Annotated in this window: 12 protein-coding genes and 1 pseudogene; 5 read left to right on the top strand and 8 right to left on the bottom strand. The window is 52.6% G+C overall.

All coding sequences use genetic code 11. The features are described from left to right. Positions 1-196 precede the first annotated feature (196 nt). Positions 197-1,522, top strand: a complete 1,326-nt coding sequence (locus BL249_RS10690; protein WP_099705773.1) for an MFS transporter — start codon at positions 197-199, stop codon at positions 1,520-1,522. A 52-nt stretch (positions 1,523-1,574) separates the two neighbouring features. Here BL249_RS10690 and BL249_RS10695 read toward each other — a convergent pair whose 3' ends face one another. Beyond that, entirely contained in the window at positions 1,575-3,641 is a 2,067-nt protein-coding gene (locus tag BL249_RS10695) for an AsmA family protein (RefSeq protein WP_099705774.1), read from the bottom strand. A 319-nt stretch (positions 3,642-3,960) separates the two neighbouring features. Between BL249_RS10695 and BL249_RS10700 the strand changes: the two genes are divergently transcribed. Together BL249_RS10700 and BL249_RS10705 are read left to right on the top strand one after the other, a co-directional pair. Then, on the top strand, positions 3,961-4,905 hold the full coding sequence (locus tag BL249_RS10700; protein ID WP_099705775.1) for a sugar kinase: 945 nt from the start codon (positions 3,961-3,963) through the stop codon (positions 4,903-4,905). 69 nt (positions 4,906-4,974) lie between these two features. Further along, the gene (locus BL249_RS10705; protein WP_099705776.1) at positions 4,975-5,613 is read left to right on the top strand and encodes a glutathione S-transferase family protein; all 639 of its coding nucleotides are present in this window, start codon (positions 4,975-4,977) and stop codon (positions 5,611-5,613) included. Between the two features lie 68 nt (positions 5,614-5,681). On the opposite strand, the gene BL249_RS10710 is transcribed toward BL249_RS10705, so the two are convergent. The 3 genes and pseudogenes from BL249_RS10710 to hmsP form a co-directional block, all read right to left on the bottom strand. Then, a complete protein-coding gene (locus BL249_RS10710) occupies positions 5,682-7,172 on the bottom strand; it encodes a M16 family metallopeptidase (RefSeq protein ID WP_099705777.1) in 1,491 nt (496 codons plus the stop codon). A gap of 240 nt (positions 7,173-7,412) precedes the next feature. Beyond that, positions 7,413-8,700 (bottom strand): annotated as a pseudogene (locus tag BL249_RS10715) (dicarboxylate/amino acid:cation symporter). A 193-nt stretch (positions 8,701-8,893) separates the two neighbouring features. Next, complete coding sequence (hmsP, locus tag BL249_RS10720; RefSeq protein WP_099705778.1) at positions 8,894-10,909, bottom strand: biofilm formation regulator HmsP; 2,016 nt, start codon at positions 10,907-10,909, stop codon at positions 8,894-8,896. 254 nt (positions 10,910-11,163) lie between these two features. Between hmsP and azuC the strand changes: the two genes are divergently transcribed. After that, positions 11,164-11,241 carry a stress response protein AzuC gene (gene azuC / locus BL249_RS19495; RefSeq protein WP_446717695.1) on the top strand — a complete coding sequence of 26 codons (78 nt, stop codon included), beginning with the start codon at positions 11,164-11,166 and terminating at the stop codon, positions 11,239-11,241. Here the strand turns inward: azuC and BL249_RS10725 are convergent. Next, positions 11,231-12,148 carry a LysR family transcriptional regulator gene (locus tag BL249_RS10725; protein WP_099705779.1) on the bottom strand — a complete coding sequence of 306 codons (918 nt, stop codon included), beginning with the start codon at positions 12,146-12,148 and terminating at the stop codon, positions 11,231-11,233. The two genes, azuC and BL249_RS10725, sit on opposite strands and share 11 nt — an antisense overlap. A gap of 111 nt (positions 12,149-12,259) precedes the next feature. On the opposite strand from BL249_RS10725, the gene BL249_RS10730 reads away from it, so the two are divergent. Further along, entirely contained in the window at positions 12,260-12,997 is a 738-nt protein-coding gene (locus BL249_RS10730; RefSeq protein ID WP_099705780.1) for an SDR family oxidoreductase, read from the top strand. A 69-nt stretch (positions 12,998-13,066) separates the two neighbouring features. Here the strand turns inward: BL249_RS10730 and BL249_RS10735 are convergent, their stop codons facing one another. The 3 genes from BL249_RS10735 to gppA form a co-directional block, all read right to left on the bottom strand. After that, positions 13,067-13,462 (bottom strand): polyketide cyclase, encoded by a 396-nt coding sequence (locus BL249_RS10735; RefSeq protein ID WP_099705781.1) that lies wholly within the window; start codon positions 13,460-13,462, stop codon positions 13,067-13,069. Between the two features lie 75 nt (positions 13,463-13,537). Further along, positions 13,538-14,473: an acyltransferase family protein gene (locus BL249_RS10740; protein ID WP_446717696.1), complete on the bottom strand. Its 936-nt coding sequence runs from the start codon at positions 14,471-14,473 to the stop codon at positions 13,538-13,540. 226 nt (positions 14,474-14,699) lie between these two features. Then, positions 14,700-16,187, bottom strand: a complete 1,488-nt coding sequence (gppA, locus tag BL249_RS10745) for a guanosine-5'-triphosphate,3'-diphosphate diphosphatase (RefSeq protein ID WP_099705783.1) — start codon at positions 16,185-16,187, stop codon at positions 14,700-14,702. Between the last annotated feature and the right edge of the window lie 3 nt (positions 16,188-16,190).

Genomic DNA, 16,190 nt, shown 5'->3' on the forward strand with positions numbered 1-16,190 from the left:
GACTTTTTTTTGCTGATTTTTAATGATTAACACTGAAAAAGTGCTTTTTTACCCTGACATCAGCCAGCCAGCGTCATTAACTGGATATTATCCTCTTTTCCAGGCGGGATGCCGCGTGCTGCGGGCTTTTAGCCATTGAATGCCCGCAATCTGATGCGTAAGATTCTGTGATTCGATTTACAAATAAGAAACAATTATGCAAGCCTCCATCGCAGAAACACTGAACGCTGATCATCAGCAGCCTGTAAATTCCCGCAGCCGGGTAGTGATTGCCTCGTTAGTTGGCACGGCTATTGAATTTTTTGACTTTTATATTTACGCCACGGCGGCGGTGATCGTTTTCCCGCATATTTTTTTCCCGCAGGGTGATGCCACGGTAGCGACGTTACAATCTCTGGCGACATTTGCTATTGCGTTTGTTGCCCGGCCGATAGGTTCGGCGTTGTTTGGGCATTTTGGCGATCGTGCCGGCCGGAAAGTCACCCTGGTGGCGTCATTGCTGACGATGGGTATTTCCACGGTACTTATTGGTTTGCTGCCTGGCTACGATATGATTGGAGTATTTGCACCGCTGTTGCTGGCGCTGGCCCGTTTTGGCCAGGGACTGGGACTGGGTGGCGAGTGGGGCGGTGCGGCGCTGCTGGCAACGGAAAATGCGCCGGCGAAAAAGCGGGCGCTGTACGGCTCTTTTCCCCAGCTCGGCGCGCCGATTGGCTTCTTCTTTGCTAACGGAACCTTCCTGTTGTTGTCCTGGTTGCTGAGCGATCAGCAGTTTATGTCCTGGGGCTGGCGTGTGCCGTTTATTCTCTCTGCGGTGCTGGTGATTATTGGTCTTTATGTGCGCGTTTCGCTGCATGAATCGCCGGTTTTTGCCAAAGTAAAAAAAGAAAACAAGCAGGAGCGCGTACCGATTGGCACCCTGCTGACCCGGCATCTTAAAGCCACCATTCTTGGTACTTTTATTATGCTGGCAACCTATACGTTATTTTATATTATGACTGTGTACTCAATGAGTTATGGTACCGCACCGTTGCCATCGGGTCTGGGTTTTCCGCGTAATACCTTTCTGTGGATGCTGATGCTGGCCGTGATTGGTTTTGGCGTGATGGTACCGATTGCCGGCGTACTGGCGGATCGCTTTGGCCGGCGGCGTACCATGACCATTATTACGCTGTTAATTATCGGCTTTGCTTTCCTGTTCCCTGCGCTGCTGGGTTCCGGTAATGCACTGCTGGTGATGGTATTTTTGCTGCTGGGTCTTAGCATTATGGGGCTGACTTTTGGGCCGATGGGGGCACTGTTACCGGAGCTTTTTCCCACGGCAGTGCGTTACACCGGCGCCTCATTTTCTTATAACCTGTCATCGATTCTCGGCGCGTCGGTGGCACCTTATATTGCCGCCTGGCTGACGCATACTTACGGCCTGTATGCTGTTGGGCTGTATCTGGCCGCGATGGCGTCGCTGACGCTGATTGCTGTGCTTTCCTGTAAAGAAACCCGCCACGAATCTCTTTACGATTAATATCCGTTAAACCCGTAAACTGTTTACAGTTTACGGGCGGATAACCTGACTTTTATTTTTGCGATTTCATCTGTTGTAATACCTGGGTGCACTGGTTGTCTTCATTATCACTGGGTGAGACCAGCGCCAGCAGTGCCGCTGCCGGTGCCACCACCGCACCCAGCGCAACCGCGGCTGCGCCACGCGCAATTAAGGGGCCGGGCTTCACTCCGGCATCCGGGTTTTTAAATGTGCCGCGGAGGTACAGCGGTGAGCGCAGCGTCACAATACGTACGCCTTTGCTTTTCGGATCGATGGTCAGATCCATGCGTTCATTGGCAAAATTCGTATTACCGGTAACGTTGATGACGGCGTTTTCGGTATCAAAGACAAACAGACGCGGCGTAGCAAGGCCGTTTTTCAGATTCAGATACGTGGCGGCACAGTTAATCCGTACCTGGTCGTCGCCAAACAATTTGCCTACCAGGTAGTTACCCACATTCAGACCGGCGATTTCCATCAGACTGCGGCTAATCACACCGCTGTTCATTAACAGCTTCAGATCGCCATTGCTGGTGGCCAGCAGATCGGCGACGGAATTGCCGCGACCGCTTAGGGTGGCATCGCCATTCAGCTGGCCGAGGCTGCTCTGCATGGCCTGTACATCGGGTGCCAGCTGACGCAATTTTAGTTTGCGGGCGTGCAGGTCAGCACGTCCCTGCATCGGTGAGGTATTTCCTGCGAGATGAATGCTGGCGTTAAGGCTGCCCCCCGCAATACCAAAACGCAGCGGATCGAGCCGGAGATCGCCATTTTTCAGGGTCAGATGGGTAAAAAGATCGCTTAGCGGGAGTTTGTTCCCGTGCTCAATACGCTGGCCGCTAAATCTGACGTCAGCATCCATGACGTCCCAGTTTTTGGTATCAAATTTATCGTGGGGCAGTACCCGATCCGCCGGCTGTGTTGACGCCTCGCCGCGTGCGGCTTTTGCCTGCTCGGTTTTATGACTTCCTTTGCCGGAATTTACACCAATTAGCGGGCCGAGGTCAGCCATGCGCAGCTGACGCGAATTGAGATCGCCAACCAGTGAGGGCCGCGGTTTGCCCTGGGTATAGGTCAGCGAACCATGAATATCACTGTCGCCGATATGGCCGTTAAATTTTTCATAGCGGAACTGCGGACCGCCTTCACGCTGGAAACGGGCGATAAGATGACCGTCTGTTTCATAAGGAGGCGTATCGGGCAGCAGTACTCCGGTCAGGCCGTAGAGATTGGCCAGGGTATCGCCGGAAAAGCGCAGACGGATATCCAGGCCGCCAAGGTTAAGCGGATCCTGTAAGGTCCCTTCCACCCTGACGCGGGTGGTGCCATTGCGCAGATCGGCCTGCAGCGGAAAAGGATCGGTTTTACTGCGCAACGACAGCATGCCGCCAATTTTACCTTCGCCATTCAGCGGCTGGTTGTTATAGCGCCCTTCGGCGCGCCAGCCAAACACGAAATCAGAGGCACCGGGCTGACCGCTGTGACGCTTGTCGCCGGCAACCTGCACATAAGGAACCGGTTTACCCAGGGGATCGACACTGACCCGTACGTTGGCTTTGTTGATCGCGTCCTGATATTGCAGGGTGCTGCGATCGAAAATAATGTTATCCAGCCGAAATGACCAGCTGGAAGGCTGGGTATCGGCCTGGGGGTTTTTGCTGCTGGCGAGATCAAAAGTCCAGTTATTTTTACCTTCAGCTGTCTGCACCAGGCTGGCATCGGGCCGCTGTAATTTGATCCACGGCAGGTAGACTTGTTTAGCCAGCAGCGCCAGCGGTGAAATCGTGGCATCGACCCGCTGTAAATGCACCATGTTTACTTCAGCAAAACCGGGCGGATTACCGAGCATAATGTCCTGGGCATGAATATGTGGCCAGGGCACCCAGCGTCGCCAGCCTGGCTCATCACGATGGCGTTGCCAGTTAACGCCTAAATCACCCCGAATGGCAAACGGACGATTAAGTTCGGCCGTCACCTTTTTATTAATGGTCGGTTTAAGGCGATTCCAGTCGAAGGTACTGATGACCACGATAAGCAGAACCAGTAAAGCAATAATAATTCCAGCAACCCAACTGACTATTTTTCCGGTACGCGACATGTCCGCCTCCTCGCCTGTCCTTTACTAAGGATAGACGAGGCAGGCGGAAGCGATCGGCGCAACTGCAATCACCGGCGATTGACCGGCCAGTAAACAGGGCGTCGATCGCTGCGAGCAACTTGTTTTTAGCCGCCACCCGCAAAGGATGCGGCCTGTCTTTGTGCCATTTTTTAGCGGGTAATAAGCGTTCCAGGGGCGTGGTTGTTGGCGGGATGAAGCAAAAATAGCGGATAAATTAAAACGACGTTTTATTTTTGTTGACGGCTTTTTGTGCAGACGGGAAACTTAATCTTTAATTGCAGGCTGGCAGGGAGTGAAGATGAAAAAGATCGCCGTAATCGGTGAATGTATGATTGAGCTGACGCAACGTGGCGGTGAGCTCACGCGTAGTTTTGGCGGCGATACCCTCAATACGGCGGTATATATGGCCCGCCAGGCGGCAGCTGCAACGCTGCAGGTATCCTATGTCACCGGTCTGGGGAACGACAGTTTCAGCGCGGAAATGCAGCAAGCCTGGCAACAGGAAGGGATCGCTGTCGATCTGATCCAGCATCTGCCCGACAGACTGCCGGGCTTGTATCTGATTGAAACCGATCCGCAGGGAGAACGGACTTTTTACTACTGGCGCAGCGAAGCAGCGGCGCGCTTCTGGCTGGAAAGCGAGGGGGCGGATGCGGTCTGTCGCCAGCTGGCCGGATTTGACTACCTGTATCTCAGCGGCATCAGTCTGGCCATTCTGAGTGAGGCCAGCAGAGAAAAGCTTTTTCGTTTACTGGCTGGCTGTCGGGGGAAGGGCGGCAGGGTGATTTTTGATAATAATTATCGTCCCAGGCTATGGGCAGATACCGCCAGCGCCCGACAGATCTATCAGTTAATGTTAGAGCAGACGGATCTAGCCTTTCTGACGCTGGATGATGAAACCGCGCTTTGGGGGGATGAAGCGGCAGCGGCAGTGCTGGAGCGGACTCATCGTGCCGGTGTACATGAAGTGGTTATCAAGCGCGGTGCCGACCCTTGTCTGGTTTCACTGGCCGGCGAGCCTGTGCTGGAGGTGCCGGCGCTGACCGTGGATAACACGCAGGTTATTGATACCACCGCCGCAGGCGATTCGTTCAGTGCCGGTTATCTGGCGGCACGTTTGTCTGGCACATCGGCCCGGCGGGCGGCACAACAGGGCCATCTGCTGGCCAGCCACGTGATTCAGCATCCGGGGGCCATTATACCGCGCGAGGCGATGCCTCTTGCGAACGCTGACAACCGCTAACCGCGCTTGCTGGCGGACGCTGCGCAGGCTAGATTGTCCTGTGGCATCAGCCGAAGTGAGGAAAATCGTATGCTTAAAATCTGGGGACGTAAAACCTCTTCTAACGTTCAGGCGCTGATGTGGTGCGTCGGCGAACTGGGGCTGGCGTATGAACGCTATGATATCGGCCATCGCTTCGGCGGTAATGACAGCGCTGAATTTCTTGCCATGAATCCCAATGGGCTGGTGCCGGTACTGCGTGATGGTGACAATTCGCCTGTGTTTGAAACCGGGGCGATTTTGCGTTATCTGGCCGCACGCTATGCCGATGGGTGCTTCTGGCCACAAGACCTGGCGCTGCGTGCCAGGGTTGATATGTGGGCAGAGTGGGCGAAAATTAATGTTGCGCTGGGTTTTACCGCGCCGGTTTTCTGGCAGGTGGTGCGCACGCCGGCTGCACAACGAGATAATACGGCAGTTTCACAGGCACTGGCCCGGCTGACCCACTTTTTGCGTATAGCTGAATCGCGGTTTGAGCAAGACCCGTGGCTGGCAGGAAACGATTTCACTCTGGCGGATATCCAGTTTGGTCATCTGCTTTACCGCTATTATGATATTGCTATTGAGCGCCCGCCGTTGCCGGCACTGGCGGCTTATTATCATCGTTTACAGCAACGCCCGGCCTATGTGGAACATGTGATGGTTTCTTACGAGGAGCTGCGCGCCTGATTGCGGTGCGCCAGGGGATTTTTCCCGTTATGCCGCTAGCCCCTGGTGCCGGCACCAGGGGCGGTAACTTACTGGCTGGTTTTCGGGATATCGGACACTTCGCTTTTAGCGTCATCACTGGCGCTGGCATTTTTCACCGTCGGCGTCATGATTTTTTGCCAGCTGTCCTGCAATGCATTCATATTCACTTCGGCTTCACCCTCAGGCTGCATCAGTACCAGCGTCAGATCCTGTGAAAGCTGCTGACGTAATTCCTGATTCATCATGGTTAACGTTAGGCCGGATAAAAAGTCCTGGCGGAGTTTCTGATACTGCTCCGGTGCGATGTCCACCACCGAATTTTGCTGAGAGCGCAGGCGCTGGCTGATTAATACGCTGGTGTCAGTACGGGCATAGGTGGCAAACAGTTTATTCAGTTCGGTGGTTTTTTGCGCCATCAGCGCGTCGAACTCTTCCTGCGGCAGGCCATCATCGCGAATTTTTGCCAGTTCATTAGCTATCAGCTCAAAATTTTTATTCAGCGTGGCGTTATCGGAATCCATATTAATGGCACACTGCGCACGCTGATACAGCACCCGGCAGTCAAAGCCAACCTGCACACTTTCCGCTTTGCTTTCGCTCAGTGCACGCTGTACATGCCAGAACAGTGCTTCACGGGCCAGGTCACTTAGCCAGTAGTGCTGCATGTTTTGCTCATCGCGAATGGGTTGCCACGGGGTATCCCACATCAATGACAGACGGTCGTGATTAAGGTTTTTCTTCACCAGAGTGACCGGCTGGTGTGGCAGCGGGGACAGCGTGGGTACCGGCGAGGGCATCTGTCGTTTTCCGGTCAGTGATGAAAAGGCTTTACCAATTTGTCCCGAAAGATTGCGCCCTTCCACATTGCCGACGACAAACAGCGTCATTGCATCAGGGGTATACCACTGCTGATAAAAGCTTTTTAACTGAGCGATGTCCACCGGGGTTGACGTACGAGCCGCCGGATCGTGCCCCAGCAGCACGGAACCTTTCAGGCGATAACGCCACCAGGGGTCCTGCGGATTAGCCGGCCAGGTTGCGATGGGATCGCCTGCGCCTAATGCGCTCTTAATCACCTCTTCACTGATATTCATATTGCTGGCGGTAGCCGCCAGCCAGCTGAGCGCTTCTTTAAGCAGTTCCGGCCGATTGTTAGGCAGGCTGAGATTATATTGCGTAAAGTCATAGGACGTGATTGCCGGAGCCAGCGCGTGATCAGGGTCCATGCCTTGTTGCCAGAGTGCGCGTTGCTGGCCAGGATTGAGCGCAGTGTTATGAACCAGCGCCATCCGGGATAGCAGATGGCTATAACCGGTTTGCTGCGTATTTTCCACCAGCGAACCGGTATTAACAATCAGCCGTAACTCAATGCGATCGCTGGGTCGCTGAGGAGTGGAGAGTATCTGCCACTTAAAACCGTTATCCAGTTTGCCCTGTTGCCAGGCCGGATCGGGTTGGAGTACGTCTGCCTGCACAATACTGGCAGATGCCGCCAGTGCGACACCACCGGCCAAAAGACAAATCCTGGAAGCCTGCATGTGAACCCCTACTCAATCACAATCCAAAATAGTAACAAAGGCTGGTGTTTTCCGGTCAGTACAGATGGGTACATAACCTTATGTAGCGATTGATTTTTTCACCAGCTGCTTTGTTAGACCACGTAACGGCAACAATGTCACGTAATCTTGAGAATAATAAGTTGGGGTTATTATGCAAATGCCCGTTGCAAGAGCAAGTCACAACGGGCAAAGGTGATAAATTTTAATGTAAATCCGGTATCAACTTTGTGCTTCGCCAGCGTTATTAGGCTTCCGGCCTGAGGACAGGGTGGTTTTCAGCTGGTTTTGGTCAAGCTGATCGACCCATTTGGCCACGAAGATGGTTGCCACGCCATTTCCCACCAGGTTGGTTAACGCGCGCGCTTCCGACATAAAACGGTCAATCCCCAGAATCAGTGCCAGACCAGCTACCGGCAGATGACCGACGGCGGAAATTGTGGCAGCCAGAACGATAAAACCGCTGCCGGTGACCCCTGCCGCGCCTTTTGAAGAGAGCAACAGCACCACCAGCAGGGTGATCTGATGCCAGATATCCATATGGCTGTTGGTGGCCTGGGCAATAAATACCGCCGCCATTGTCAGGTAAATAGAGGTCCCATCAAGGTTAAATGAATAGCCGGTGGGAATCACCAGGCCGACGACCGATTTCTTACAGCCGAGCTTCTCCATTTTATCAAGCATGCGGGGTAGCGCAGATTCTGAAGAAGAGGTACCGAGCACAATCAGCAGCTCTTCTTTGATATAGCCAATAAATTTAAAAATATTAAAACCGGTCATGCGGGCGATGGTGCCGAGCACCAGCACTACGAACAGAATACAGGTCAGGTAGAAACACAGAATCAGCTGACCAAGCTGCACCAGCGAGCCGACGCCATATTTGCCGATGGTGAAGGCCATAGCGCCAAAAGCCCCCAGTGGCGCAAGGCGCATGATCATATTGATGATGCCAAAAATCACCTGAGAAAAGTTTTCAATGACGTTGAAAATCAGCGTGCCTTTATCCCCCCAGCCGGTGCAGGGCAAAGCCGAACAGGATAGCGAACATCAGTACCTGTAAAATATTACCGCTGGCAAAGGAACCGATGACGCTCGCTGGAATGATATCCAGCAGAAAAGCGATAACGCCCTGTTCTTTGGCCTGGGCGGCGTAGGTGGCGACGGCCTGCGCATCAAGTGAAGCCGGGTCAACGTTCATGCCGGCGCCGGGCTGAACCAGATTGACAATAATCAGGCCGATAATCAGGGCCAGGGTGCTGACAATTTCAAAATAAAGCAACGCCACTGCACCGGTACGTCCGACGGCTTTCATACTCTCCATACCGGCAATACCAGTGACCACGGTACAAAAGATAACCGGTGCGATGACCATTTTAATCAGCTTCACAAACGCATCACCCAGCGGCTTCATCTGTGCGCCCAAATCAGGATAGAAATGGCCAAGAAAAATCCCAATGGCGATAGCGATGAGAACCTGAAAATAAAGACTTTTAAATAACGAGGTTTTCATAAGAAGATGTCCAGTAAAAGCGGGAAAACAGGCGACCGCCGTAGTAATTATTTATGACCGCGCAAAAATAACATTGCACTAACATGATTGGTACAGGACGAATCTCAGCCCAGCCTTCCGGGATGTTTTTTTAAGAGCTGAATCACTTCAGCGCGTGATTTTTCAGGGGTTTTGAAAGTTTTGTAATTAATAATCAGTATAATGATTCGCCCGCCTGAACCGGCAGGAATCGTTGTGAGAAGCGGTGCAGTGGCAGGGGTTCCGAATACAGATAGCCCTGACCGATATGAATCCCCCTGGCTAGCAGCCAGTCACGTTGTGTTTCTGTTTCTACGCCTTCCGCAACCACGTCCAGGGTAATAATGTCGGCGATGGCCGCCACAATGCGCACCATGGCATCATCTTCCGGTAAGCCGGCAACAAAGCTGCGATCCATTTTTAGCTTACTGATCGGCAAATCTTTAAACTGATGCAGCCAGTTAAGATTGGCATAACCCATGCCAAAATCATCCAGCGCCACGGGGATACCGGCCTCACGCAATTTTTGCAGCAGCAATAATGCCTGTTCAGGTTCACCCACCTGCGCGGTTTCTGTTATCTCCAGAACCAGACTGCCGGGTTTAATCTGGTGTTTGCCGATCAGCTCCTGTAAATGATTGACCATACCGGTTTCACGTAGCTGCAAAGAGGACAGATTGACGCTTAACGGTAGATCGATTCCCTGTTTTTGCCAGTCCGCCAGCAACCGGCAGGATTCTTCCAGCACCCAGCGTCCCAGTATGTTGATCACGCCAAGTTGCTCGGCGTTGGCGATCAGGTCTTCCGGCAGGCTCCAGCTGCCATCCGGCTGGCGCATGCGTAACAATGCCTCGGCACCGACCAGTACGCCATTTTTCATATTGATCTGAGGCTGGAAAAACAGGGCAAAGTTCTTTTCTTCCAGGCCCTGTAAAATATCATGTTCCTGCGTCAGACGGCGCTGTGCCCGTTCGGTCATCGTTTGTTCAAAGAACATGATCTGGTTTTTACCGTGATGATGTGCCGATAACATCGCTGATGACGCGCGGTCCAGCAGTTCTTCGGCATGCTGAAACTCTTTTTCACGCAGGGTAATACCAATGCTGGTTACCGGCCTTAACTGAAGCTGTTCAAGAGTGACCGGCTGGATTAGCTTTTGTGTCAGATTACGCGCCAGACGCATGGCGCGGAACAGGTTATTGGCGCGTTTCACCAGCAACGCGAAGTCACTGTTGCTGATTTGTGCCAGCACGCTATTGTCATCCAGACAGTCACGAATGCGTTCTACCAGCGTTAGCAGCAATATATCGCGCTGATCTTCAGTGACTATCCCGTTGGTTTCCTGCAACGTTTCAATACGTATGACGATAATGGTTAACGGGCCAAGCGTCCTGACAGAGTTGAGCTGTTGCTCAACCAGCGCCAGAAACAGGGTCTTATTGGGTAATCCCGTCAGAGCAAAATGGGTAGTCAGGCGGCTCATTTCATTATAAATGCTGCCGAGCGTCTGCTGATTCTGGTTGTAGTTAAGTATCAGCTGGCCCAGTTCATCGTCGCGATGCCGGGCAGGCAGTGTCAGCTGATGAGTAATTAAATCCTGTGGCGTCAGTGATTCAAGGTCCTGTGACAAACGGCGCAACGGACGCACCATCAGGCGGTTAATGCACCAGCTCAGCGACACGGTTAGCATGAGCACCAGAAGCAGGTAAGCAATTAGCATGGTGGTGACAGTGGCGCGAATAAACTGGTAGACCCGTGCCGAATCGGCCTGCAGTACCAGCGATGCCAGCGGACCGGGCATCGCCCGCTCAGGAGAATAGAGGGGAACGCGGATGGTGACCGGTAGCTCAAACAGCTGGGCTATCAGCGTTGGCACCGGTTTCTCCACGGCAAATTCACTGTGTAATGCCGGAATATTATTGGGCAGAACGATTTCAGCACGGGCGATGACACCGGCGGGTTTCAGCGTTTGCAGAATACGTTCAACCTGGGGAATGTCTGCTTTCAGAACCGCTTCAGAAAGCGGCTGGCGAATGGTATGCGCGACGTTTTCCATTTGCTGAGCGTAGTCAACCCTGCGCTGCTGCACAAAGTGGAAGAGCTGGAGCAAGATGAACAGACTGACAATGACCAGGGTGACTGCTGAAACCGTTGCCATCTGTTTAATCGTCAGGGAGCGGGTGACGCGCAATCCGGGCCTCCGAAGTGCTTTTACCTGTCAGGGATGGGGATGATGGCTCTGCACAGAGTCTATCTTATCCCGACAGCATAGCGATTTAAGCTGCTGATGCCATATTTTTTAACAAATTTTTCATCACTTTATCGCGAATGCCTGCGGTCAGATAGCGAAAAATTGTGATCTACTTCAAAATAATTTGCCTGCAAAAGAGTGCAGGTGTATATTTTTTTGCGTTATTAAAATTATTTTTATTGAGTGACGCCCGCATGCGCAAATTTTTTAGCTATATCTTCCATTGCTATGTTGAAACCTTTAAACATGTTCCGCCAGGTGCTATGCACTGAGGTGTTTCTCTGAGTGGGGAAAAATCTGCGCCATGCGGGTGCTGACCCATTCAATAAATACAGCCACTCTGGAAGAGACATGTCTTTTTTGCGGATAAAGCAGCGAGACCGGCATCGGGGCTGGCGGCATTTGCGGTAGGATTTCCCGCAAGGTTCCCGCATTCAGCGCTGTCTCCACCCGATAACGCGGTACCTGAACTATTCCCATTCCTGCTTCGGCGGCACCGGTATAAAGATCGGCGCTGTCTACCGCTATTTTACCCGGCAGCGACACCGTTCGCGGCTTGCCCTGTTCATAAAATACCAGCGGCATTGCCTGGCCACTGACACTGGAAATGTAGCTGACGGCAAAATGGCCATCCAGTTCGGCGAGCGTTTTCGGTTCGCCATAGCGGGCCAGATAGTCGGGGCTGGCTACGGTTGCTTCAGGCATCAGCGCTACACGGCGCGCAATTAAGGTTGAATCCTGTAAATTTCCTGCCCGTAAAACGCAGTGAAAACCTTCACGTACCATATCCACCAGCCGATCGCTGTCACTAATGTGCAAGGTAATATCGGGATAACGCTGAGTAAATTCACTGATTGCTGGCATGATAAAGTGTTGCGCAAGGGTACGCTGCATGTTGACCCGAAGCAGCCCTTTTGGCATAGCGGGACGAAACTGACTTTCCGCTTCTTCAATATCCGCCAGCAGTCTGAGGCAACTCTGATAAAACTGCTGTCCATCATCAGTGAGCTGCACGGTACGGGTGGTACGTGCCAGTAAACGGGTACCTAAACGTGCCTCAAGCTTTTTTATCATATTGGTCACTGTGGCCTGTGGAATCATTAAGTCCTGGGCGGCGTGGGTAAAGCTGCTACGTTCAGCAATACGAACGAAGATCTGCATTTCCTGAAAACGATCCATTCCGGCGCCCTATTGTTAATAAAAATGGAATAATGATGCGGCTCTGACGGTAATTATCTTTGCTGAAATATCAATCATAGTAAAAAACACCAAACGACAGAGGATAATGTGATGTCTGATCAGACTAAAGTGGCAATTATAACCGGTGGTTCGCGTGGTATTGGCGCGGCGATTGCTGAAACGATGGCGCAAGCGGGTTTTGATGTGCTGATAAATTATGTCAGTAATCAGGCCCAGGCAGAGAGTGTCCGGCAGGCGGTTACGGCATCAGGCCGCAGGGCAGTCATTTTTCAGGGGAATGTTGCTGTGCCCGCCGAGGTCAGCGCGATGTTCGATTATGCCGAACAATCGCTGGGCAAGGTTCATACGGTGATTAACAGTGCCGGTATGTTAAAAACGCTGCCGCTGCTTGAGCATAGCGATGAGCTGTTCGCGCGCACTTTTGCCATTAACACCCAGGGCAGTTTTAATGTGATGCGTGAAGCCGGTAAACGGCTGATCGACGGTGGCAGAATTATTATGCTGTCCACTACCGCTATCAGGATGAAGATGCCGGGTTATGCTATTTACAATGCCTCAAAGGCTGCGGTGGAAGCGCTGGTGGCGACTTTTGCTAAAGAACTGCGTGGCCGTGCGATCACCGTGAATGCGGTTGCTCCAGGTCCGGTGGCGACCGAATTGTTTTTTAATGGTAAAAGTGAACAACTGATTGCCCAGCTGGCCAATCAGCCGCCGCTGGGACGGCTTGGTCAACCTCAGGATATTGCCGGCGTGGTCTGTTTCCTCGCCAGCGAACAGAGCGGCTGGATCAATGGTCAGGTGCTGTGCGCGAATGGCGGCGTTGCCTGAAGCGGCGGGACGATTTAGCTCCTGGTGCCGTCATCGCTGGTCTGGCAATCAGCGGTGCCATTGTCTGTATCAGCCAGTCATTAGCTGGTTGAGGGTTTGCAGGTCGCGTTTGACGGCAGCAACGTCATCGGCAAAGCGGGCTTCGGAGGTCAGATCATCGCGGAACAGGGTGATCATCACCTGGGCTCCCAGCTGATTGGCAATGACGCGCATCGGAATGTAAATCTCTTTCCCGAGGCCACTGCCGACATAATGATCCATGATGCCGTAGACATTGTGATCGGTGAAACGAATCAACACGTCGCCGTCGGGACCCCGGCTTTTCCAGCGATCCCCTTGCGCTACCATTTCCCCCTGACTGAGTCCACTGGCCCAGCGCGAAAAAAAGGGAGGTTGCCAGATGGTTTCGTAGAGATCGACCCAGTTCCTGGCAATGGTTTGCGTAACAACATATGACGGTAACATCCGGCCTCCGGCAAAATAAAAAGGGCAGTGTGTTGTTATAACAAACTGCCCTTGCCGGTGCAAAAAAGAGCCTGCTCAGGCAGGTTCCGGCCGCGACGAAGGAAAAACAATTTTTTTCAGCGACGTATAAAGGCCGCTCATAATGACGCTGGTCAGCCAGCTCAGTGCAATCAGCAGTGCATAAATGGCCAGGGTGTAATGCGGCGAATAAATAAATGGCTGGAGGAAGTAATAGCAATAAAAAGAGTGGGTCAGCCACATGAAGCCGGAACGATGGCCCAGCGAGTAAATGACCTGGCGCACCGTTTGTGGCAGAACGTTATGCAGCTGGATGATGCAAAAGGCCAGTGGCGGAACCATCAGGCACAGTGAGACAAAAAAGTATTTGCTCAGCCCGTAGCCAATGACGACTATTGCCACAAGACATAGCGGCGTCATCAGGCGCCGGACAATCTCATGCTGCCTCAGCCATGTGTTAATTTGTTCGCGGTGCCTGCCGAGCATCAGGCCACTGGTTAACGGTAATATCCAGATGAGGTAAGCAATCATGTCTTTCAGGTACCAGGCCTGAAAGTTATACCAGTACAAGCGGGTACCTATTACCGAGGCAACCAGTGACAGCGTCAGTAGCAGAAGAGGCGGGATTTTTAACAGCAGTGGATAAGAAAACAGATAGTCGACGTACAGAAACAGAAACCACCATTCGAGGTTCCACGTGGTATCCAGTCCGCTGAGATTAAGCAGTAGCGTCTGCAGGCTGAGTGTATAACGGCCATCATCGTTAAACAGCAGCAGGCCGATGGGGACAAACAACAATGCAACCAGCCAGGCCTGACTGTAGATGGAAACGGCTTTTTTACTCAATGCCGTGAGGCTCTTTCTCTTACTGAAGGCAAAACCATAGCCAGAGAGAAACAGGAAGATAGGGACGCAAATTTTGCAGTACTGAGCAATGTTGAGTTCAATATTTATCTGCTGGCTTAGCGGGATGATAACAATACCGGGATCGATGCGGTCAGGAAACGCAAACAGATGATGAAACAGCATCATCAGGATGGCGATTCCCTTAATAAAAGCGGTTTGTTCCCGTGTGATGGTCATTATTTTCCCCCCGAGATAGTGATACGACTATAGGGAGCGGGGTGGGTCAACAAAAGTAAATTATGCGCTTTGAGCCGTAAATCAGATAAAGCCGAGGCGCGTGCCGTCTGCGCTGCACTATGAAAAAACGCGGGTATCAGGAGACGGTCAGCGTCCAGTGAACATAGGACTGATAATGGCTTTCCTGGTCGAGCAACTCTTTACGCAGCGGATGGGCGTCCAGCCAGCCGGCGGGTAAAGTAAGGTGCAGCGCTTCTTCATCTGCCCGCAGACCAACCGCCGGCAAGGTGTTATCACCTCGCCGGCTGGCGAAAATAATGGCCAGTCGTAGCAGGCGGCAGAGTCGTTCTGCCAGACGCAGCGGAATGGCATTCTGCTGACTAAGCTGCGCCAGATCGATATTACCACTCTGATTTTGCAGCAGAGTGGCCAGCAGATTTTTTTGCGCCGGAGTGAAGCCGGGAAGGTCGAGGTGGCGAATCAGGTAAGCGGCGTGCTGAGGGGCATGTTTAAAATCAACGCTAAGACCGATTTCATGGGTCAGACAGGCATCTTCCAGTAACAGCCGACAGCGTTCATCCAGCTTCCAGCGTTGATTCACCTGATGCAGAAAGCGGAGTGCCAGCTGACGGACGCGTTCGGCTTGCGCTACATCAATATTAAAACGGCGTTGTAAACTGGTCAGAGTACGCAGGCGGATATCACGGTCAACCGGCAAATGCAGCATGCCATATACTAACCCTTCACGCAGCGCGCCGCCGGCCAGGGTCATACCGTCAATCCGCAATTCTTTAAAGATGGCAATCAGAATTGACAATCCGCTGGGAAATACCAGCGCCCGTTCCAGCGTGAGGCCTTCGATTTCCAGCTCTTCTAATTTGTCACACTGAATGGCCCGCTGTTTTAGCTGCTGCAGTTTGCTTAAGGTGATGCGTTCATCCATCCCCTGCGCCATCATAATTTCCTGCAATGCCTGGACGGTACCGGATGCTCCCACGCAGGTTTCCCAGCCCTGATTGCGCAGCGTATCTGCCACCGGTTGCAGCATGTCACGTGCGGCCTGTTCGGCCTGGTCAAAGTTATTCTGGCACAGGCGACGATCGGAAAAATAGCGTTCCAGCCAGGTAACGCAGCCCATGGAAAGGCTGAATAATTTTGTTGTCTGGGCGCCGGATCCGGTTACCAGCTCCGTACTGCCACCACCAATATCGACCACCAGACGTTTATCCGATCCGCCGGTAGTATGGGCAACGCCGTAATAGATCAGGCGGGCTTCTTCTTCTCCGCTAATCACGTTTACGGTACAACCGAGAATTTGTTGCGCCTTTTCAAGAAAGATTGCGGCATTACTGGCAATTCTTAAGGTGGCGGTGGCCACCACGCGAATTTGTCCGCTGGGGATATCCTGTAGCTGCTCTGAAAACAAACGCAGACATTGCCAGCCCCGGTTCATGGCCTCTTCAGAGAGCTGGTACGTGTGCTGATTGAGGCCGGCGGCGAGGCGCACTTTACGCTTGATGCGTGCAACCGTCTGGATAGTGCCGGACACTTCCCGCACTACCAGCATGTGGAAACTGTTTGATCCCAGGTCGATTGCCGCATACAGCGAGGAAGTGCTTAACATGAA

It is taken from the genome of Erwinia sp. OLFS4 (assembly GCF_002752165.1).
GTDB lineage: Bacteria > Pseudomonadota > Gammaproteobacteria > Enterobacterales > Enterobacteriaceae > Izhakiella.

Excerpts from the sequence above, each read along its gene's own strand:
- gppA (WP_099705783.1), bottom strand. The coding sequence starts at position 16,187 with ATGTTAAGCACTTCCTCGCTGTATGCGGCAATCGACCTGGGATCAAAC.
- BL249_RS10690 (WP_099705773.1), top strand. The coding sequence starts at position 197 with ATGCAAGCCTCCATCGCAGAAACACTGAACGCTGATCATCAGCAGCCT.
- BL249_RS10730 (WP_099705780.1), top strand. The coding sequence starts at position 12,260 with ATGTCTGATCAGACTAAAGTGGCAATTATAACCGGTGGTTCGCGTGGT.
- BL249_RS10735 (WP_099705781.1), bottom strand. The coding sequence starts at position 13,462 with ATGTTACCGTCATATGTTGTTACGCAAACCATTGCCAGGAACTGGGTC.
- BL249_RS10710 (WP_099705777.1), bottom strand. The coding sequence starts at position 7,172 with ATGCAGGCTTCCAGGATTTGTCTTTTGGCCGGTGGTGTCGCACTGGCG.
- azuC (WP_446717695.1), top strand. The coding sequence starts at position 11,164 with ATGCGCAAATTTTTTAGCTATATCTTCCATTGCTATGTTGAAACCTTT.
- BL249_RS10725 (WP_099705779.1), bottom strand. The coding sequence starts at position 12,148 with ATGGATCGTTTTCAGGAAATGCAGATCTTCGTTCGTATTGCTGAACGT.
- BL249_RS10695 (WP_099705774.1), bottom strand. The coding sequence starts at position 3,641 with ATGTCGCGTACCGGAAAAATAGTCAGTTGGGTTGCTGGAATTATTATT.
- BL249_RS10705 (WP_099705776.1), top strand. The coding sequence starts at position 4,975 with ATGCTTAAAATCTGGGGACGTAAAACCTCTTCTAACGTTCAGGCGCTG.
- BL249_RS10700 (WP_099705775.1), top strand. The coding sequence starts at position 3,961 with ATGAAAAAGATCGCCGTAATCGGTGAATGTATGATTGAGCTGACGCAA.